General features: G+C 66.5%; 17 protein-coding genes. 4 read left to right on the top strand and 13 right to left on the bottom strand.

The features are described 5' to 3' along the window. The 9 genes from H0A72_RS06935 to H0A72_RS06895 all read right to left on the bottom strand — a co-directional run bounded on the left by H0A72_RS06935 (window position 1) and on the right by H0A72_RS06895 (window position 9,352). Window positions 1–1,605 carry a carboxyl transferase domain-containing protein gene (locus H0A72_RS06935; protein WP_180154335.1) on the bottom strand — a complete coding sequence of 535 codons (1,605 nt, stop codon included), beginning with the start codon at window positions 1,603–1,605 and terminating at the stop codon, window positions 1–3. Window position 1,606: 1 nt separating this feature from the next. After that, entirely contained in the window at window positions 1,607–1,918 is a 312-nt protein-coding gene (locus H0A72_RS06930) for an AtuA-related protein (protein ID WP_180154334.1), read from the bottom strand. Window positions 1,919–1,928: 10 nt separating this feature from the next. Next, window positions 1,929–3,305 carry an acyclic terpene utilization AtuA family protein gene (locus H0A72_RS06925; protein WP_180154333.1) on the bottom strand — a complete coding sequence of 459 codons (1,377 nt, stop codon included), beginning with the start codon at window positions 3,303–3,305 and terminating at the stop codon, window positions 1,929–1,931. A 63-nt stretch (window positions 3,306–3,368) separates the two neighbouring features. Beyond that, entirely contained in the window at window positions 3,369–4,169 is an 801-nt protein-coding gene (locus tag H0A72_RS06920; RefSeq protein WP_180154332.1) for an enoyl-CoA hydratase/isomerase family protein, read from the bottom strand. Then, window positions 4,166–5,083: an alpha/beta fold hydrolase gene (locus tag H0A72_RS06915; RefSeq protein ID WP_180154331.1), complete on the bottom strand. Its 918-nt coding sequence runs from the start codon at window positions 5,081–5,083 to the stop codon at window positions 4,166–4,168. Before H0A72_RS06915 ends, H0A72_RS06920 begins: the two co-directional genes overlap by 4 nt. A gap of 41 nt (window positions 5,084–5,124) precedes the next feature. Further along, window positions 5,125–6,114: a Bug family tripartite tricarboxylate transporter substrate binding protein gene (locus H0A72_RS06910; protein WP_180154330.1), complete on the bottom strand. Its 990-nt coding sequence runs from the start codon at window positions 6,112–6,114 to the stop codon at window positions 5,125–5,127. Window positions 6,115–6,181: 67 nt separating this feature from the next. Continuing rightward, window positions 6,182–7,588 carry an MmgE/PrpD family protein gene (locus H0A72_RS06905; RefSeq protein WP_180154329.1) on the bottom strand — a complete coding sequence of 469 codons (1,407 nt, stop codon included), beginning with the start codon at window positions 7,586–7,588 and terminating at the stop codon, window positions 6,182–6,184. A 36-nt stretch (window positions 7,589–7,624) separates the two neighbouring features. Next, window positions 7,625–8,764, bottom strand: coding sequence for an acyl-CoA dehydrogenase family protein (locus H0A72_RS06900; RefSeq protein ID WP_180154328.1), 1,140 nt, complete (start codon window positions 8,762–8,764; stop codon window positions 7,625–7,627). Window positions 8,765–8,815: 51 nt separating this feature from the next. Then, window positions 8,816–9,352, bottom strand: coding sequence for a MaoC/PaaZ C-terminal domain-containing protein (locus tag H0A72_RS06895; RefSeq protein ID WP_246436859.1), 537 nt, complete (start codon window positions 9,350–9,352; stop codon window positions 8,816–8,818). Window positions 9,353–9,549: 197 nt separating this feature from the next. On the opposite strand from H0A72_RS06895, the gene H0A72_RS06890 reads away from it, so the two are divergent. The 4 genes from H0A72_RS06890 to H0A72_RS06875 are packed head-to-tail and all read left to right on the top strand — an operon-like array spanning window position 9,550 to window position 12,915. Next, entirely contained in the window at window positions 9,550–10,770 is a 1,221-nt protein-coding gene (locus H0A72_RS06890; RefSeq protein WP_180154327.1) for a CaiB/BaiF CoA transferase family protein, read from the top strand. 22 nt (window positions 10,771–10,792) lie between these two features. Then, window positions 10,793–11,290: an FAS1-like dehydratase domain-containing protein gene (locus H0A72_RS06885; protein ID WP_180154326.1), complete on the top strand. Its 498-nt coding sequence runs from the start codon at window positions 10,793–10,795 to the stop codon at window positions 11,288–11,290. 39 nt (window positions 11,291–11,329) lie between these two features. Next, window positions 11,330–12,115, top strand: coding sequence for an enoyl-CoA hydratase/isomerase family protein (locus H0A72_RS06880; protein WP_180154325.1), 786 nt, complete (start codon window positions 11,330–11,332; stop codon window positions 12,113–12,115). Further along, window positions 12,112–12,915 (top strand): enoyl-CoA hydratase-related protein, encoded by an 804-nt coding sequence (locus H0A72_RS06875; protein ID WP_180154324.1) that lies wholly within the window; start codon window positions 12,112–12,114, stop codon window positions 12,913–12,915. The genes H0A72_RS06880 and H0A72_RS06875 overlap by 4 nt, the downstream gene beginning before the upstream one ends. Window positions 12,916–12,981: 66 nt before the next feature. On the opposite strand, the gene H0A72_RS06870 is transcribed toward H0A72_RS06875, so the two are convergent. The 4 genes from H0A72_RS06870 to H0A72_RS06855 all read right to left on the bottom strand — a co-directional run bounded on the left by H0A72_RS06870 (window position 12,982) and on the right by H0A72_RS06855 (window position 20,215). Continuing rightward, the gene (locus tag H0A72_RS06870; protein WP_180154323.1) at window positions 12,982–13,794 is read right to left on the bottom strand and encodes a siderophore-interacting protein; all 813 of its coding nucleotides are present in this window, start codon (window positions 13,792–13,794) and stop codon (window positions 12,982–12,984) included. A gap of 62 nt (window positions 13,795–13,856) precedes the next feature. Continuing rightward, window positions 13,857–14,876, bottom strand: coding sequence for an Ldh family oxidoreductase (locus H0A72_RS06865; protein ID WP_180154322.1), 1,020 nt, complete (start codon window positions 14,874–14,876; stop codon window positions 13,857–13,859). Between the two features lie 42 nt (window positions 14,877–14,918). Next, window positions 14,919–18,902 carry a trifunctional transcriptional regulator/proline dehydrogenase/L-glutamate gamma-semialdehyde dehydrogenase gene (gene putA, locus H0A72_RS06860; protein ID WP_180154321.1) on the bottom strand — a complete coding sequence of 1,328 codons (3,984 nt, stop codon included), beginning with the start codon at window positions 18,900–18,902 and terminating at the stop codon, window positions 14,919–14,921. Window positions 18,903–19,024: 122 nt separating this feature from the next. Further along, a complete protein-coding gene (locus H0A72_RS06855; protein WP_180154320.1) occupies window positions 19,025–20,215 on the bottom strand; it encodes a multidrug effflux MFS transporter in 1,191 nt (396 codons plus the stop codon). Window positions 20,216–20,218: the final 3 nt, after the last annotated feature.

Raw genomic sequence — 20,218 nt, 5'->3', positions numbered from 1 at the left:
TCACATCCTGAATACGCCGAAGCGCGTGCTTTCGCGAGGCCCATCGTGCGCCAGGGCCAGTCCCAGGGCCAGCCATTGCCGCGTGTCGACCGGGTCGATCACGGAGTCGACCCATAGCCGCGACGCCGCGTGGACGGGCGTGCTATGGCTTGCATAGTGGTCCCGGATGGGCTGCTTGAACGCCTCGACCTCTTCCGCGGTGAGCGCCTTGCCCTGGCGGGCGAGCTGGTCCTGGCGCACCAGGGCAAGCACCGTGGCGGCCTGCTCGCCCCCCATGACCGACGTGCGGGCGTTGGGCCACATGGCCATGAGGCGCGGGCCGAAGGCGCGGCCGCACATGGCGAAGTTGCCCGCGCCATAGCTGCCGCCGATGATCACGCTGAACTTGGGCACCCGGGACGTGGATACGGCGTTCACCATTTTCGCGCCGTCCTTGGCGATGCCGCCCTGCTCGTATTCCGCGCCCACCATGAAACCGCTGATGTTGTGGAGAAACAGCAGCGGAATGTCGCTCTGGGTGCAGAGCTCGATGAAATTGGCCGCTTTCTGGGCGCTCTCGGAAAAGAGCGGGCCGTCGTTGATCAGGACGCCGACGGGGTAGCCTCCGATCGCGCCCGTGCCGCACAGCAGCGTGGGCCCATAGCGCTCGCGATAGGTGTTGAGCTCGCTGCCGTCCATCAGGCGGGCCAGGATCTCGCGCGCGGGTATCGGCTGCTTGGGGTTGGCGGGTATCAGCCCCGGAAGTTCGGCCGGGTCGTAGAGCGGCGGCGCCGGCGTCCTGGGCGGCGGCGAAAAAGGCTTGGGCCCGGGCCGCGCGACGATTTCCCTGATGATCGCCAGGGCATGCGCATCGTCGTCGGCGAAGTGGTCGGCCACCCCCGACAGGCGCGTATGGACGTCCGCCCCGCCCAGCGTCTCCGCGTCGACCACGACGCCGGTGGCGGCCTGCACCAGCTGCGGCCCGCCCAGGAAGATCGTGCCCTTGCCCTTTACGATGACAGTCTCGTCGCACATGGCCGGGATATAGGCCCCGCCCGCCGTGCAGGACCCCATCACCGCGGCGATCTGCTTGATCCCCAGCGAGGACATCTCCGCAATGTTGCGGAAGATGCGGCCGAAATGGTGCTCGTCGGGGAAGATCTCTTCCTGCAGTGGCAGAAAGGCGCCGCCGGAATCGACCAGGTAGATGCACGGCAGCCCGTTCTCGCGCGCGATGGCTTGCGCCCGGATCTGCTTCTTGATGGTGATGGGGTAGTAGGTGCCGCCCTTGACCGTCGCATCGTTCGCCATCGCCATGCAGGGCCGCCCCGCGACCATGCCGATGCCGACGATCAGCCCGCCCGAGGGGACGTCGTCTTCGTACAAACCATGGCCGGCCAGCTGCCCGACTTCCAGGAAGGGCGTCCCCGGGTCGAGCAGCCGGTTGATGCGATCGCGGGGCATGAGCTTGCCGCGCTCGACATGGGTCTTGGCATGCCGGCCCCCGCCGCCCAGAATGGACGGCGCCTGCGCCGCCTGCACCTGCCGGCGCAGGCTTTCGTAAGCCGCCCGGTTCCGTTCGAGGTCCTCGCCCGCGTTGCGCAGCATGGAATGCAGTATTGCCATCTCACTCCACCACGCTCAGGCGCAACAAGGCATGCCCCAGCGATTTGCCGGTCTGATCCAGGCGGAGCGTTTTCGTGGCTCCTCCGCCCAGGGCCCCGTGCATGACGACCACCACCGCCTGTATGTTGTCCATGCGGTGGCAGTGCACCTCGCCCTTTACCCAGTCGCCATAGAGCGCCTTCACCGCTTCCGGGGTGACGCTCGCGAGCAATAGCGGATAGTCGCCGGGGGCCTTGGCCACCAGGCCGGCCGTGCAGACGTCCCCCTTGTCTCCGGACCTGACGTAGGCGATTTCGTGAAGCTGGCGTGTCATGGCGTTCCCCTCAGGCTACCAGGATGTCGGTGGTTTGCCGCACGAATTCGCGCGGGATCAGTGTCGGCCACAAGGCCACGATGGGCCGGGCCTTCATCGGCGTGCCGAACGAGGTGCCGCCGGGCCCCATGATCCACAGATGGGTGCCGGCGCGCCGGACCTTGTCGGCCTCTTCGCGCGTTTTCGTCCGCACCGCGCAGCGCAATCCCACTTCATTCATCTGGTTCGCCAGTTCCCGCTGGGGCGCCGGCGCGGCGGGGCCGTGCAGCATGTTCAGCCCGATGAAGTCGAACTGGATCTGTTCGGCGGCCAGCCCCATCCGCTCGAAGCGCTCGAGCATGGTTTCACGGGCCTTGCAGGCGCGGTCATAGGCGTTCGGCCAGGGAAAGAACGCCATGGTTTCCCCTATCCATCCGTCCTGGTAGCCGACCACGAGCTTGACCAGGTCCGGAGCGGGCTTGCCCTTGACGCCGGACACCCGCACGCGGTCTTCGCCCACGGCCTCCAGGCGCAAGGACGTGAAGTCCGCGACGGCGTCCGGCATGAGGTAATTGCGCGGATCGGAAATTTCGTAGACCAGGTGCTCCTTGATCGTGAAGGGATCGACGCGCCCGCCCGTGCCCGGCAGCTTGGTGATGTCGGCGCTGCCGTCGCGGCGGAACTCGGCGATGGGGAAGCCGACATGGCCCATCCGGGGCATCTCGGCGAAACGGGACGACATGCCGCCCGTACACCCCGCGGCGCATTCCAGGATGTGGCCCACCGTCACCGAGGCGGCCAGCAAGTCGGCGTGGGCCGCGTCCCTGCGCCAGCCGAACTCGTGCACCATCGGACCGACGTACAAGGCGTTGTCCGACACGCGGCCGGTGATCACCACGTCCGCGCCGCCCTCCAGGCTTTCGACGATGCCCGAGCTGTCGGTATACACGTTCGCGGAAACCACGCGCGAGCGTATTGCGGAAAAATCCTCGTCGCCCGTGTCCAGGTTCGTCAGCGGCGCCTTGCCCGCCGCCAGCAGGTCCAGCTTGTCGAGCAGGTCGTCGCCTTCCACCAGCGCGATGCGCGCGCCGGCCGATCCGTTCTTTCTTGCGTCCTCGACGATGCGCTGGGCCGCGGCGCGGATGTTGACGCCGCCCCCGTTCGATATCAGCCGGGTTCCGCGCTCCCGCGCTTTGGGCAGCAGCGTGCTCATGCACTGCACGGCGTCCGGTATGTAGCCGGCGTCGGGACTCTTCATTTTCTGCCTTTGCAGCAGCGCCATGGTCAGCTCGGCCAGATAATCGAAACACAGATAATCCAGCCCGCCTTTCTCCAGCAGCTCAACGGCCGGATCCTGGGCATCGCCCCAAAAACCGGACCCTGCCCCGAGGCGCAGAACGTCTTTCATCGCTATCTCCTAGCTCTATCGATATACGGCGGCTGCCGCAATAATCTTGATCGCCCGCATCGATCACCCGCCGCCTTTCGCCGGCCAGGCATAAAGGGGCGGCGCGCCCGCCCGCAGGCGTTGGACCGCCGCCTCGTGGTAGGCCGTGGAGTACGCGATGGCCTGGGCGGCCATTTCGGCATCGGCCATGGCTCCCACGTCCGCCGACATCGAATGCAGCAGGGCGGTCTTGACCAGGCCGAAAGCGGTGCGCGGCAGGCTCGCCATGGCCAGGGCGATTTCCCGGGCACGCGCCTCCAGGTCGCCGGGAACGGCCAGTTCGTTGACCATGCCGTACTCCAGGGCTTCGGCGCCGCCGATCGCGCGCGTCGAATACAGCATGTCTTTGGCGCGGAGCCAGCCCACCACTCGCGGCAGGGTGAACAAGCCGCATGCGTCGGGCACCAGCCCCAGCCGGAGAAAAGACATGCAGAAGCTCGCGCGTTCCGTGGCGACGACGAAATCCGCGGCGAGCGCGAGGCTGCATCCGGCGCCGTAGGCGCAGCCGTCGACCGCCACCACCACTGGCTTCGTCGTTTCCAGCAGGCGCCGGGCGCCTTTGGTCACGGGGGCGATGCGGTCGCGGCCCGCCTCCGCATCCAAGGCGCCGGGACGCATTTCGCCGATGTCGCCGCCCACGCAGAAATGCTCGCCCGCGCCCGAAAGCAGCACCGCCCGGACCGCGTCGTCCTGGTCGGCGCGGTCGACCGCGTCCCAGAGCGCCGTTCGCATGGCCAGGCTCAGGGCGTTCCGCTTTGCCGGGCGGTTCAGCACGATGTGCCCGACCCCCTGCCTTAAGGTGTATTGGATCGTGGCGTCCGTCATGGGCCGTTCCCCGAATCGGTGTGTTCGAGCGCCCAGTTGGACAGCTGGGTGCGAAGGGCTGCGACCAGGGCCAGGGGCTCGTCCAGCATGACGTGGTGGCGGCAGTTGGCCAGTTCCACGATGGGCATGCGCCCGCCGAAAGTGCGGCGCATGTAGGCGCGCGCTTCTTGGTCGACACGGGCGCTATGTTCCCCGATGAACAAGGCGGCCTTGCAGCGCATGCCGAGCAGCGCGTCGGTGAACGCCGTGGGCCGCGGGTGGCCGACGGCCGCCGGGTCGAATTTCCACCGCCATCCGCCCGCCGCCTCGACGATGGAATGGCGGGCGATGTGGTCGAGGTAGAAAGCGCATTCGACTTCTTGCTGAGGCACGAGGCGAAAGCGCCGCAATGCCTCGGCCCGATCGGCGTAGACGTCGGCCCGCGCCTGCACTTGCACGGCATGGGCGGGAATCCGCCTGTCGGGCGATTCGATGGGCGAGTCGATCACGATGATGCCGGCCAGCCGGCCGCCGTGCGCCGCGCCGGCCATGATGGCGACGAAGCCGCCCATGCTGTGGCCCACGATGAACGGCGGCCGGCCCGGCGCGGCGGCGTCCGCCACCGCCATGACTTGCCCGGCATAGCGCTCGCGCTCGTAGCGGCCGCAATGGCTGCTGTCGCCCATGCCGCCCAGGTCGATGGCCAGCACGTGGTATTGCGTTGCCAGCAGCGGCGCAATGAAGCGCCACCACTCGGCATGGGCGGCATTGCCGTGCACCAGGATCACGGGCGGCCGCCCGGGATCGCCCCAGCTCAGGTAATGAACGCGGCAGCCGTCGGCATCGATCCGCCTGGACCTGCTGGGCATTTCCAGGGCCGCCCGGGCCCAGCCCGGCATCGGATGCGGCGCGGCATCGCCAAGTTCTTCGACCACCTTCGTCTCCCAGGAATCGTTGACGTTGAAAAAGCAGGGGCTCAGGTCGGCTGGATGCCCGCCGCCTTGACCAGCCGGGCCCAGCGATCGATTTCGACGAGCTGGAATTTCGCGAGCTCTTCCGGCGAACCCGGAACCGGCGTCCAGCCTTGCGAACCGAATTGCTTTTCCGCTTCGTCGGACTTCATGGCCCGGACGATGATCCCGTTGAGGCGGTTGATGATTTCCGGCGGCGTGCCCTGCAGGCCGAAAGCGGCGATCCAGCCCGTTACCTCGTAGCCGGCCACCCCTTGTTCGGCTATGGTGGGAATGTCGGCGTACTTGGCGATGCGCTTGCTCGTGGACACGCCCAGCGCTTTCAGCTTGCCGCTTTCCACCAGGGGCATGACGGCCGGGGCGTCGCCGAACACCATGTCGATCTGGCCTCCGATGAGGTCGGTGAGCGCGACGGGCAGGGTCTTGTACGGAACGTGCAGGATATCGACGCCGGCGAGTTCGCGCATGACTTCGCCGCCCGCGCGGGACGACGAATTGCCGGCGCCGAAAGTCATGCGCCCCGGGTTCTTCTTCATCATGGCGACCAGTTCCTGGACGTTTTTCGCAGGGTGGTCCGCTCTTACCACCAGCACGACGCCGCCGATGATCAGGTTGCTGATCGGCGTGAAGTCCTTGACCGGATCGTAGGGAAGCTGCTTGAACAGGCTGACGTTGGCGGCATGCGTGGTGTTGGTGCCAAGCACGAATGTGTAGCCGTCGGCAGGCTGCCTGGCCGCGAACTGCATGCCGATCGTGCCGCTGGCGCCGGCCTTGTTGTCGATGACCACCGGCTGCTTGAGATCGGCGGACAGGTAGGGGCTGAGGAAGCGTGCGACCTGGTCGGTGGTGGTTCCCGCGCCGAAAGGCACGACGATGGTGATGGGCTTGGTGGGATAGCCCCCGGCGGCCGCCCGCGCGCCGGCGTGGGCGCCGAGCAGGGTGGTGCCCAGCAGCGCTGCGCCGGTGGCCAGGAAGTTTCTGCGGTTCGTGTTCATGTCAGGTGTCTCCTTCGAGTTATCGTCATACGATGGTGTGGTTGCTGCGCGCTGCATCGGCGCGGCGTCATCTTCCCGCCATGATGCTTGCGAGAGTGCGAGCGTCCGTACCGTCATCCCAGATCCGTTCCCGGCAGGCCTCCACGTCGACTTCCGAGTCGATCTCCCTGAGCAGGCTGCGCGCCTTTTGGGCGATCTGGTCGGCCGTCATGGGCTTGGCCGGCGTGCCGAAGCTGTCTTGCACCAATGAGGTCTTGATGGAGCCGTCGGTGAAAGCGATGGTGACGGCCGTCGGGAACTGCTTCGGATACATCGCCTCCAGCTCGGCGTCATACTCGAAATGCACCAGATCGGCGATTTCAAGGATGCGCGGATCGTCGAGATGCGCGTCGCTGTAGGCATCGTAGCGGGAAGGGCCGTAAGCCAGCGACGCGCCGACCAGATAAGGGCAGCTGTACTGGGCCGCCATGACGGAACGCGGCCGGCGCATCATGTGCTGGTCTTCGATCAACCGCGGGCCCCGCACGACGATGCGGCGGATGCGCTCGACCGGCGTGCTGTATGCCTCGGTGACCTCGCCCAGGGCGTCGATGGTGGAATGGAAGATCCGGCAGCAGGAATAAGGCTTGAGACTGATGCGGTGGATCTGCAGCGGCTCCTGCGCCCGCCGCGGCGGCGGCGCGTGGACTTCGCCGCCGAACATCCTGGCCAGGCCGTAGCGGCCGTCGAGCGAGCGCCGCGGCGTGCCGATCCCGGACTCCATGGCCAATTCGGCGGCCATCACGCCGTTGCGCGCGGCATAGCCGGCGTGCAGCCGCTTGACGGCGCCGCCGGCCGGGTCCACGGAAAACTGCATGGTTCCGCTCGTCTGGGACAAGGCATGGCCCCAGGCGGTGATCAGCTTGCCGGTGTCTATCGGCTTGCCTTCGCCATGGAGCAGCACCACGCAAGCGGCGGCGGCGCCGAACGACCCGAATACCGGCGTGGGATGAAATCCGCCTTCGATCACGCGCAGCCCGTGCGCCATCAGGCCGGCGCGCGCCATGGCTTCATAACCCGCGGCGATGGCGACGAACAGCAGGCGCTGCGATGCGCCCGTTTCCGCCCCGACCGCGAGCGCCGCGGGCAGCACGGTGCAGGCGGGATGGCTCATCGTTTCGTCGTGCGTGTCGTCGAGCTCGTAGCCGTGCGCCGCCGTGCCGTGCACCAGCGCGGCGACCGACGCGGCCGCCGAGGCGCCGGTCCTGATCACAGGGGCGGCGCCGGTGCCGAAGAACCGCCGGGACCAGTCGGCGATGTCGCGCGCCCAGGGCAGCGCGGCCCCGCGCAGCGCCACGCCGAGCGAATCCAGCATGAGCCTGCGGACTTGCTCGGTGTCCGGGCCGGACAGGCCCCGGTTGACGAGCTCGGCGATCTGGTCCGCGAGGCTTGCGGTGAGGTCGCTTTCGGGGATGGGCGAGGGCGTAGTGGTCATGGGGCCTCCTGGGCGTGGCGTTATGTGAATGGGCGCTCAAAGACGCAGGGACTTGGCGATGATGGTCCGTTGGATCTGCGAGGTTCCGCCGCCGATGGTGGACTGCATGCCTTCGCGGAAGTAGCGCTCCATGTCGGCCTCCGGCAGCATGCTGTGGCCGCCGAGAATCTGCATGCCGTTGCGCGTTACCGTCTGCAGCGTTTCGGACGCGAACAGCTTGGCCATGCTGACTTCCCGGCTGCAGGGTTCGCCGCGCGTGGCCATGTCGGCCGCCCTGTACACCAGGAGCCGCGCCGCATCGACGCTGGTCTGCATGTCGGCCAGCATGTGGCGGAGCACCTGGAATTCGAAAATGGATTTGTCGAACTGAATGCGCTCATGGGCGTAGCGCAAGGCGTCGGTGACGGCTTGCTGGGCGTTGCCGACGTAGGCGGCCGCGACCGCGATGCGCTCGAGCTCGAGGTGATCCGTGATGATTTCCCAGCCCATGCCCGGCGCGCCGAGAATATTGCCGGCCGGCACCTGGGCGCCGTCGAGGAAGATTTCCGTGGTGCCGGTCGCCCGCCGGGCCAGGGTGGGCAGCCTGCGGATATCGACGCCGTGCGTGTCGTTGGGCACCAGCAGGACGCTCAGCCCGCGATGCTTCTTGGCGTCTTTGTCGGTCCTGACCAGCATGGCGATGACGGTGTTCTTTGCCGCGGCGCCGGAACACCACAGCTTCTGGCCGCGTATCGTCCAGTGCCGGCCGTCGGTTTCGGCGCGCGTCTTGGTATTGGCGGCGTCCGAACCCGCGGACGGCTCGGATATCGAAATGGAGAAGCGGATCGCGCCTTTCATGAAGGGTTCGAGATATTGCTCCCTCTGCTCGGGCGTTCCGTACTTGACGATGTTCATCGCGGTGAAGGTCGACACCATGAACGCGGTGGCGAAATCGAAGCCGTAGCGCGCGAGCCCTTCGCACATCAGGGCGTAATCGAAGATGGTGCCGCCGTCGCCGCCCTGCTCTTCGGGTATCAGCAGCCGCAGCCACCCCATGCGGGCGATCTTTTCGTAGGCCTCGTAGGGATACTGGCGATCGGTGTCGCACTGGCGCACGTATTCGCGCGTTACTTCTTTCTCCATCACCCGCGCGACGGTCTCTTGCCAAAGCGCTTGTTCTTCCGTCAAGAAATTCATAAAGGCTCCGTGTATCGAAATTTTCTTGCCCGCCCGGGCGAGGCGGGACGGCTATTCGTCCGGGGATACGATCAGGCGCTCGCGGCGGAGCAGCAGGCTGAACTCGCAGCTCATCACCCGTTCCTTGCGCTGATTGACGGCCGTCAGCAGCGCCGTGGCGACCCCGTGGGCTTCCCCCTTGTCGCGCAACGCGATCACTTCGCTTTCCGCATGCAAGGTGTCGCCGATGAAGGTGGGCTTGAGGAAGCGCAGCCTGTCGACGCCGTAGAAGGCTTCCACCACTTCGGAATCGAAGCCCAGCAAGGCATTGCTGATGACGAAGACCAGGCCGCCCTGGACGACTCTTTGCCCGTACCTGGATTTGGCGCTGAATTCCGCATTGGCGTGGATTTCGAGCCAGTTGCCGGTCAGCATGCAAAAGTTGACGACGTCTGTTTCAGTGATCGTGCGCCCTCGCGACCGGGCGCGCTGTCCGATGGCGAGTTCACCGTAAGGCAGATTCATCATGGCGATATCCAGGTTGGGATCTTGCCCGGCGATGGACGAGATCGATTCGGCTATGACGGAATGGTAAGCAGCGAATTTCAATATGTCAACATCAATTTCATTATAAATTCACGTATCAGCCAAGGCATTTCCTCCTTGTATTCATGATGCATACTAAGAATTTCCCGGTTTCACGAATTTAGTTCCATTTATATTCTTTAGATTTCATTTTAAATTGACAGCACCGGGCATTCCGGATATCGTTCGCTTACTTTCGTCCACTTTCCTGCCTGACCGCCATGACAAAAATGCTGTCCAACATACGGGTTCTCGATTTGTCACGCATTCTTGCCGGGCCGTGGGCCACCCAGAACCTGGCCGACCTCGGCGCCGAGGTCATCAAAGTCGAACGGCCCGGCAGCGGCGACGACACCCGGCACATGGGCCCGCCGTTCCTGCACACCGCCGCAACGAATGAACCGGGCGACGCCGCCTACTTCATGTGCTGCAACCGCGGCAAGCAATCCGTCACCATCGACTTCAGCAAACCCGAAGGCCAGGCGCTGGTGCGCGATCTGGCGGCCGATGCCGACGTGCTGGTCGAAAACTACAAGGTCGGCGCACTCAAGAAATATGGTCTCGACTACGCATCCTTGCGCGAGCTCAATCCCGGGCTGGTGTATTGCTCGGTCACCGGTTTCGGGCAAACGGGGCCGTACAAGGACCGGGCGGGCTATGATTTCCTGATCCAGGGCATGGGCGGCCTCATGAGCGTCACCGGCGAACGCGACGGCCTTCCGGGCGGCGGTCCCCAGCGGGTGGGCGTGGCCGTGGCCGACATCCTGACCGGCATGTACGCAACCGTGGCCATCCTGGCGGCGCTGCGCCATCGCGATCAAGGCGGCGGCGGCCAGCACATCGACATCAGCCTGCTCGACTGCATGGTCGGCTCGCTGGTCAACCAGGGAATGAATTACCTCACCAGCGGGGTGGCGCCGGTCCGCATGGGCACCGGCCACCCCAACATCGCGCCCTATCAGGTGTACCCCGCCCGGGACGGCCACATCATCCTTACCATCGGCAACGACACGCAGTTCCAGCGCTTCTGCAACGCGATCGGGCAGCCGGATTTCGCCGAGGATCCCCGGTTCAGGACCATCCGCGACCGGGTCGCCAACCGCGCGGCAATGAACCAGCGCCTGGAAGCCATCACGCGCACCCGCGGCGTGGAAGAATGGGTGAAGCTGCTGGAAGAGGCCCAGGTGCCTTGCGGGCCCATCAACACGATAGACCGGGTGTTCAACGACCCGCAGGTGATTGAACGCGGCATGCGCCTGGACCTGGACCACCCCCTGTATGGCCGGGTCCCGGGCATCAACAACCCGATACGTTTCTCCGAAACGCCGCTGAACCTGACCGAGGCGCCGCCCGTGCTGGGGCAGCATACGCATCAGGTCCTGTCGGGCCTCGGCTTGAGCGACGACGAGTTCGCCAAACTCCAGCAAGCCGGCATCGTTTGACCATCAGAAAGAGCCATCGATCATGAAACATCAGCCCATCACCAAAGACAAGAACGGCCTGGACGTCTACGGCATCGGCCTCTACTGGGACGACGTCGAAGTCGGCTATCGCTTCCGCACGCTGGGGCGCACCATCACGGAAGCCGACATCACCCTGTTCGTGGGCGCCACGGGCATGGTCGAGGAAATGTTCACCAACGTGGAATACATTTCCGAGGTCTCGGTCATCGGTTCGCGCCCGGTTCCGGGCTCGCTGGTGTTTTGCATCGCGGAAGGGCTGTTGATGCAAAGCACGATGCAGCGCACCGGCATGGCGTTCCTCGAGGCCGACCTCAAGATCCATCGGCCCACCACGGCGGGCGACACCATCCATGTGGAATGCGAAGTGGTGGAAGCGCGCGCAACCAGCAAGCCGGGCCGGGGCCTGATGCGCACCGCCAATCGGGTCGTCAATCAGCGCGGCGAAGTCGTGGCAAGCTACAACCCGCTGCGCATGGTCAAGAGCCGCCCGCAGCCATAAGGCCACCCGGAAGAACAGACGCCAACTGGAGCACAACCCATGGGCCAGACCGATGCGGTACTTTTCGATGTCGACGACGGCATCGCCACCATCACCATCAACCGCCCGGCGCAGCGCAACGCGCTCTCGATCGAAGTCGGCAATCGCCTGCTCGACCTCTGGGAACGAGTCGACGCCGACCCCGCCATCCGGGTGGCCATTCTCACGTCTTCGGACTGCGGCACGTTCTGCGCGGGCATGGACTTGAAAGAAGCGTCCCGGGTCCAGGCCGAATCCAACATGGACATTCTCGATCTCTTCCGCGACCCCTTCCATCAGCGCATGCGCGCCGTGGAAAAGCCCATCATCGCGGCCATGACCGGGCATTTCACGGCGGGCGGCATGGTGTTGGCGGCCAATTGCGACCTGCGCATCGGGCTGGCGGGCACCCTGGGCGGCATCTCCGAGGCCAGGGTGGGCCGGGGCGCCCCCTGGGCCGTGCCCATGCTGTGGATGCTGCCCCAGCCTTTCCTGATGGAGCTCATGATGTCCGCCGAACTGCAGCCCATCGAACGCTTCCGCGAACTCGGCTTCATCAACCACGTCGAAGCCACGCCCGCGGCGGTGCGCGACCGGGCCCGCAAGCTCGCCAAAAGCATACGCGACAACGCCCCGCTGACGGTCTGGGCCGCCAAGCAGAGCATCGGCGCCGCCATGGACCTGGGCTGCAAGGAAGGCTTCGAAGCCGCCAAGCGCATCCATGAACGCGTCTACCATAGCCAGGACGCGATCGAGGGCCCGCGCGCCTTTGCGGAAAAGCGCGCGCCCCGCTGGAGCGGCACATGACACATGACGCCGGCCTGGTGCACACCGAAAGGCGCGGGGACACGATCATTCTCTGGCTGGACCGGCCGGACGAACTGAACCGGCTGTCGACCGAAAACCAGTTCCTGGAACTGGCGGACAAGATCCGGCAAGCCGATCGGGATCCCACCGCGCGCGCCTTGATCATTACGGGAAAGGGGAAAGCGTTCTGCGCGGGCGGCGATCTGCGCAAGATGGCGAACCGGGAGGGGTTTTCCGCCGGAACGCCGCAGGACATCCGCACGCGCTACAAGGAAACCATACATCAGGTGCCGCTTGCGCTGAACGACGCCGACATCCCCACGATAGCCGCCGTTAACGGGGCCGCGTACGGCGCCGGCTGCGACCTCGCCTGCATGTGCGACATCCGCATCGCGTCCGCCAACGCCACCTTCTGCGTCAGCTTCGCGGAGCTGGGCATCATATCCGGCGACGGCGGCTCCTGGATCCTGCCGCGCCTGGTCGGGCGGTCCACCGCAATGGCCATGACCTTCACCGCCAGCCCCATCGGCGCCGACGAAGCCCTGCGCTGCGGCCTGGTGTCCCAGCTCACGAGCCCGGAACAGCTATTGAACAGCGCGCTGGCGCTCGCGGAAAGAATCGGCAGCCATCCCGGGAACACCATACGCATGGCCAAGCGCCTGCTGCGCAGCGCGGAGCGCAGCAGCCTGCCCGATCACCTGGACATGGCCGCCGCGCTGCAGGCCATCGCCCATACGTCGCCGGAGCACATCACGGCCGTCAACGGCTTGCTCCAGCGGCTGCAGAACAAGTCGCCATGAGGCGCGCGCCGGGCCGAGCGCACCGGCCGTCGCGAAAACCCCGGCCCGCCCGCCGAACTGCGGACATCACTCGAAGTTCACGTGGGTCGCTTCGGCGGCCTTGCGCCAGTAGCTGGCCGCGCGTATGCGGGACTTGTCGATTCCGCGTTCTTCGACCAGATGCTCGCGTATGCGCTTGATGTCCGTGTATTCGCCCGCGGCCCAGGCATAGCCTTCGCCCGCGGGCAGGGCCACTGCCCTGACCGCCCGCTCCAGGGCGTCCATGCCGCCCGCTTCCGCCGCTTCTTCGAGCACCCATTCGATGTCCAGGCCGCAGCGTGTTTCGAAGTCCGTGCGCGCGGAGGCATTGCGTGTCTTGATCACGGCGATCGCGCGTGTGTGCGCCGGCAGTTCCGCCAGCCTGCGGCCGATGGCGGGGATGGCGGTCTCGTCGCCGATGAGCAGGTGCCAGTCGTATCCATGGGGAATGATGAACGAGCCGCGAGGCCCCGCCACCCCCAGGAAGTCCCCGGGTTTCGCGCCGGCCGCCCAGTCGGTCGCGGGCCCGGAATGATGCAAGACGAAATCGATGTGCAGTTCCTGCGCGCCGGCGTCGTAAAGACGGGGCGTGTAGTCGCGCGAGACCGGGCGCGGCCGGCCTTCGGGAAACGCGGGGCCCTTGGGCCCGATCACCGGCAAGGCCGGCTTGGCGCCCGGCGCGGGCGGCAGGAAAAGCTTGACGTGATCGTCGAAAGAAGCCGACAGAAAGCCCGCCAGGTCGTCTCCGCCCAAGGTGATGCGGACCATGTCGGGGTTCAGGGGCGTGACGCGCCGCACTTGGAGCATGCGGGCTTTGAGGGGGTGCTGGATCTTCTGGACGGCAAGTGGCGAGAGGGACATGTCGAGGGGCGCTTGAAATTTGAACGAGAATCATTATAAGCACGGCCTGCCGGTTGGCCGCCTTACCCCGCCAGCTCCCGCAAGCGCGCAAGCTGGTCGCCGTCGATGGCCACGCCTTGCGATTCCGCCTCTTTGCGCTGCCGATAACGGCGGTCCCCCGGCATGCGGGGCTGGCCGGCGTCGTGCATCGCACCGACCAGCTCTTCCGCGCGCTGCGCGAAATCGCTCCCGGGGCCCCTGGAAGGATCGATGACTATGAACAACTGCCCCGTCCGTGGCGTCTGCGCGCCCGGATGATTCGCCCAGGTGAAACCGAAGGAAAAATTCCCGCCCGTCAACGCCGCGGCAAGCAGCTCCACCATCATCGACAGAGCGGAACCCTTGTGGCCGCCAAAAGGCAGCAGCGCCCCGCCGTTCAGGATGGCATTCGGATCCTCGGTGGGCGCGCCCGTGCCGTCGACGCCATGGCCGGGCGGCAGCCGGCGCCCCTCGCGGGCGGCGATCTGCACATCGCCGTGGGCGATGGCGCTGGTGGCCAGGTCGAACACCAGCGGGTCCCCGCCGCTGCGCGGAGCGGCAAAGGCGATGGGGTTCGTGCCGAACAGCGCCTGGCGGCCGCCATGTGGAACGACGCAAGCCATGCTGTTGACGAAAGTGAGCGCCACCAGGCCTTCGCGGGCGAAAGGCTCCACGTCCGGCCAGAGCGCAGCGAAATGATGGGAATCGTGGATGGCCAGCAGCGCGATGCCATTGCGCCGGGCCTTGGCCACCAGCGCTTCGCGCGCCGCCGCCAGCGCGGGCTGTGCGAAACCGTTGCGCGCGTCGACGCTGACATAGCCCGGCGCCGAATCGCTGACCACCGGCACCGCCTTGCCGTCCACCCAGCCGCTGGCCAGGGTGGAAAGATAGCCCGGTATGCGGAAAACGCCGTGGCTGTGCGAACCGTCGCGCTGGGCGCGGGCGACATTGTCGGCCAGGATGGCGGCCACTTCCGCCGAAGTCCCGTGGCGCTGGAAGATGCGCGCCAGCAGGGCGGTCAGTTCGGCCATGGGCACGCGGACCGTGGTCGGGATGTTCTGCATGTCGTCGTCGCCTTCCTGTTCGAATGATGAAGAATGCCGGGGTCAGCCTATGGTCATCAGGCTGGCGTTGCCGCCCGCCGCGGCCGTGTTCACGCTGACGGCGCGCTCGACGAGCAGGCGTTCCAGCGGTATGCCGGTTTCCCCCTGCGCCAGGCCGATGACGCCGGCAATCGGCCCGCGGCGCTGCGCGATGCGCTGAGCAGCCGCGCGCAGCTGATCGCCGTCGCCATGATGCAGCACGACGTCGAACAATACATCGTCCGCGGCGTAATCGGCAACCAGGCCGATGCGCGCGCGCAAGGCCGGCGGCAGGCTTTCGTACACGCCGCGGCCCGGCGGGCCGTCTTCCCACAGCACGGCCGAGCCCACGGCCACCGCCGCCGCCAGCTGCGCCAGCAGGTCGTCCTCGTTCGCGGCCAGGCACAGCACGCGCGGCCGGGGCAGCAGGCGGTAGGTATTGCTTTCGCCGGTCGGGCCCGGCAGGCTGCGCGTGAAGCCGCTTTGGGACAGGCCCGCATAATGGTCGCACAGCCGCGCCAAGTCGCCGCGCTCCTGCTGCGCGGCCCAGGCCCTCAAGGCGTCGAGCGCTCCGCCGTCCTTCTTGGCCAGCAGTTCGCGTAGCCGGGTGTCGGGCGCGCGCCCGCCGTCCAGGCGGGCCAGCGTGCGGCCCACGGCGTCTTCCGGCCGGCTGGCCAGCAGGCGGTACAGGTACAAGGGCCCGCCGGCTTTCGGGCCCGTGCCCGACAGCCCTTCGCCGCCGAACGGCTGAACCCCGACCACCGCGCCGACGATGTTCCGGTTCACGTAGATGTTGCCGGCATGCGCGCGTTCGACCACGCGGTCTATGGTTTCATTGATGCGGGTGTGCACGCCCAAAGTGAGCCCATAGCCCGTGGCGTTGATCTGGTCGATCAGCGCGTCGAGGTCTGCGCGCCGATACCGCAGCACGTGCAGCACGGGGCCGAACACTTCGCGCTCCAGCTCTTCCAGGCTGTCGATGGCGATGAGGGCCGGCGTGACGAAGGTGCCGTGCGCCACGGCTTCGGGCTCGCTGCGCGCCAGCCGGTCGACGGAGTGCCCGCTCGCCTGCATGGCGGATATGTGCCGCTCGATGTTGGCCCGCGCCTCGGCGTCGATCACGGGCCCGATGTCCACGGCGATGTGGTCGGGATTGCCCATGCGGTATTCGGCCATGGCCCCCTTGATCATGGCGATGATGCGGTCGGCCACGTCTTCCTGCACGCACAGCACGCGCAGGGCCGAGCAGCGCTGGCCGGCGCTGTCGAATGCGGAGGTGACCACGTCCTGGACGACTTGCTCGGCCAGCGCCGACGAATCGACGATCATGGCGTTCTGGCCGCCCGTTTCCGCGATGAGCGGCACGGGCCTGCCTTGCGCGTCCAGCCGCCCGGCCAGGCTGCGCTGCAGGATGCCGGCGACTTCGGTCGACCCGGTGAACATGACGCCGCGGATCCGCTCGTCGCCGACGAGCGCGCCGCCTATGGCGCCGTCGCCCGGCACCAGCTGCACCACACTCTCCGGCACGCCGGCCTGCAGCAATATGCCGATGGACTGCGCGGCGATGAGCGGCGTCTGCTCGGCGGGCTTGGCGAGCACGGTATTGCCCGCCGCCAGTGCGGCCGCCACCTGGCCGGTGAAGATGGCCAGCGGAAAATTCCAGGGGCTGATGCAGACGATCGGCCCGAGGGGGCGATGGCTGTCATTGGAGAAGTCCTGGCGCGCCTGCGTCGCGTAGTACCGCAGGAAGTCCACCGCCTCGCGCACTTCGGCGATCGCGTTCGAGAACGTCTTGCCCGCTTCGCGGACGATCAGGCCGATCAGGGGCTGGATCTGCCCTTCCATCAGGTCGGCGGCGCGCTCGAGGATGGCCGCGCGCTCGGTGCTCGGGGTGGCCTGCCAGATCGGCGCGGCGGCCAGCGACGCGTCGACGATGCGGGGGATGTCGGCCGGCGCCGTGTTCATCACCCGCCCGACGACATCGCGGTGGTCCGCCGGGTTCAGAATGGGCGCGGGCTCGGTTTCCGTCGCCGCGCAGGCCAGCATGGGCCGCGCCGCCCAGTCCGCGTGGGCCGAGGCCAGCAAGGCGCTCGACAAAGAGCCCAGCCGGTGCTCGTTGGACAAATCGATGCCGCTGGAATTCAGCCGGCTTTCGCCATACAGGGCGCGCGGCAGCGGGATGCGCGGATGCGGCAGGCCGGCGGCGCCATCGTCCTGCGCCATTCTGGCGATCGACACCGCGGGGTCCTCGACCAGCGCCGCCAGGGGAATGCCGGGATCGGCGATGCGATTGACGAAAGACGTATTGGCGCCGTTTTCCAGCAGGCGGCGCACCAGATACGCCAGCAGCGTTTCATGCGTTCCCACCGGCGCGTAGATGCGGCAGGGGCGGTCCAGGCCGCCGTTCGCGCGCTTGCCGACCACCTGCTCGTACAGCGGTTCGCCCATTCCGTGCAGGCATTGGAACTCATACTGCCCGGGGTAGTAGTTCTGCCCCGCCAGGTAATACACCGCCGCCAGCGTGTGGGCGTTGTGGGTGGCGAACTGCGGGTAGACGGCGTCCGGGACGAGCAGCAGCTTGCGCGCGCAGGCCAGGTAGGAAAGGTCCGTATACACTTTGCGCGTATAGACCGGGTATCCCTCCAGGCCGTCGACCTGGGCCCGCTTGATCTCGCTGTCCCAGTACGCCCCTTTCACCAGCCGGATCATCAATCGATGATGGCTGCGGCGGGCCAGGTCCACCAGGTAGTCGATGACGTAGGGACAGCGCTTCTGATACGCCTGGATCACGAAGCCGATTCCGTTCCAGCCCTTCAGCGCGGGCTCGAAGCACAGGCGCTCGAGCAGGTCCAGCGAGATCTCCAGCCGGTCGGCTTCTTCGGCGTCGATGTTGATGCCGATGTCGTAGCCCCGCGCCAGCTGCGCCAGGCCCAGCAGGCGCGGATAAAGCTCGTCCATGACGCGTGCGTACTGGCTGCGGCCGTAGCGCGGATGCAAGGCCGAAAGCTTGATGGATATGCCGGGGCCTTCATAGATGCCGCGGCCGTTCGAGGCCTTGCCGATGGCATGGATGGCCTGCTCGTAGGCCGCCAGGTAGTTGCGGGCGTCGCCGTCGGTCATGGCCGCCTCGCCCAGCATGTCGTAGGAATAGCGGAACCCCCGGGCCTCGAATGCGCCGGCGTTGGCAAGCGCCTGCCCGATGGTTTCGCCGGTGACGAACTGTTCGCCCATCAGGCGCATGGCCATGTCGACGCCTTTGCGTATCAGGGGCTCGCCGCTCTTGCCGATGATGCGGTTCAGCGCGCTGGACAGGCCGGCTTCGTTGTGCGTGGACACCAGCTTGCCGGTGATCACCAGCCCCCAGGATGCCGCGTTGACGAACATGGACGGGCTCTGGCCGACGTGCTGCTGCCAGTTGCCATTGCTGATCTTGTCGCGGATGAGCGCGTCCCGCGTGCCTTTGTCGGGAATGCGCAAAAGGGCTTCGGCCAGGCACATGAGGGCCACGCCTTCCTGGGAGGACAGGGAAAATTCCTGCAGCAGGCCTTGCACCAGGCCGGCGCGCCCGCCCGCGTTCTTCTGGCCGCGCAGTTTTTCCGCCAGCCGATAGGCCAGCGCCCCCGCCGATTCCGCGACGTCGCCGGGCAGGCGCGCCTGGTCGAGCAGCATGGGCACGACCTCTTCTTCCGGCCGCCGGTAGGCGCCGGTGATGGCGGCGCGCAGGACCGACTGTGGCAGGATGCTTTCGGCGAATTCCAGGAAGGGCTGGTGGATGGCTTCAGGCAGGGATTCCACCGCTTCGACCTCGCCCCGGGCGACGCGCGCCGCGACGCTGTGGAGCTCCATCACCGAGACGCCGCTGTCCAGGGATTCGAGGTAGGAGAATATGGATTGCTTGATGACCCAATGGGGGCTGCGGTCGAGCTTGCGGGCCGCCTCTTTCAGGCGGTTGCGGGTGGCTTCATCGAGTTTGACGCCGAGGGTGGTGTTTGCCGAGGTCGTGGCCATGACGATAAAGTGCCGGTAGGGGTTGGGTTGCGGTTGCGTGGAGAGATTACACTACAGGTTGCACCTTGGGTACAACCTGGTGCAACCTGTTTCCGATAGGTGTTAACCCTTACACTGAACGGTTAACCCTCGCCCCGGCGCGCCGTCCGGCTAGTGCTGGCCCACCACAGCACGATGCTCATTGCCGCACCCCCCGCCATTCCCAATGCCAACAACAGCGCATCATGAAACAGCAGCGGCGCGATCGTGCCCGAGATCACCGCGAAAATCGTCATTTGCACAAAGCTCTGCAGCGAAGACGCCATGCCCCGCATGCTGGGGAAGGTGCCCAGCGTGACCACCGTCATGCCCGGCAGCGCCAGCGACAGGCCGAAGGAATAGACGAAAATCGGCAGCACCGCCCACGGCACCGAAGCCGTGAAAAAAGCGTTGTACACCACGTTGCCGAGCGCCCCCAGGGCGATGATGCCCTGCCCGCAATGGATCATCGTCGCGGGCGCCAGCTTCTCGGCGAACCGCGAATTGACCATGGAGCCCGACATCATCCCCAGGATGAAGGGGATGAACAGCCATCCAAACGCGGTTTCGGACAAGCCCAGGATCTTCATGATGAAGCTGGCGGCCGACGAAATATACAGAGCGAAGCCGGAAAACGCGAAGCCCACCGCGAGAATGGCCAGCACGAACGGCGGGTGGCGCAAGGCGTGCAGATAATTGGACACGATGACGCGCAGCCGAAAAGGCTGGCGCCGGTTCACCGGCAGGGTCTCGGGCAGCTTGCGCAGGCTCGCCGCGATCAGAAGAATGCTCAGCACCGCCAGCAGCCCGAAAACCGAGCGCCAGCCGCTGAGATTGGTCAGATACCCGCCCAGGACCGGCGCGATGGCGGGCGCCAGGCTGAACACCATCGTGATGTTGGCGAACAGCCGCTGCGCTTCCGCGCCCTGGTAGCGATCGCGGGCGATGGCCTGCCCCACGACGCGCCCCGCACCCGCCGAACAGCCCTGCAGTCCGCGGAAGAAAAGCAGCCAGCCGAAAGAAGGCGCCAGCATCGCGCCCACGGACCCGATGCCGAACAGCACCAGCGAGCCGATGATGACCGAACGCCGGCCGAAGCTGTCGGACAAGGTGCCGTAGAACAGGCTCATCACCGCAAAGCACGTCAAGTACAGGCTGAGCGTCTGCTGCACCATGGCCTGGCTCACTTCGAACTCGGCGCCTATGCTATGGAAGGCCGGCAGATAGGCATCGGTGGCGAATGGGCCCAGCATCGCCAGGCCGGCGAGCATGAAGGTCAGGGTTCGAAAACTCATGTG

The organism is Parapusillimonas granuli (assembly GCF_013416525.1).
Classification (GTDB): Bacteria; Pseudomonadota; Gammaproteobacteria; order Burkholderiales; family Burkholderiaceae_B; genus Parapusillimonas; species Parapusillimonas granuli.
Note: the sequence above shows the minus strand (reverse complement) of the source record. Positions and strands in the feature narration are given on the sequence as shown.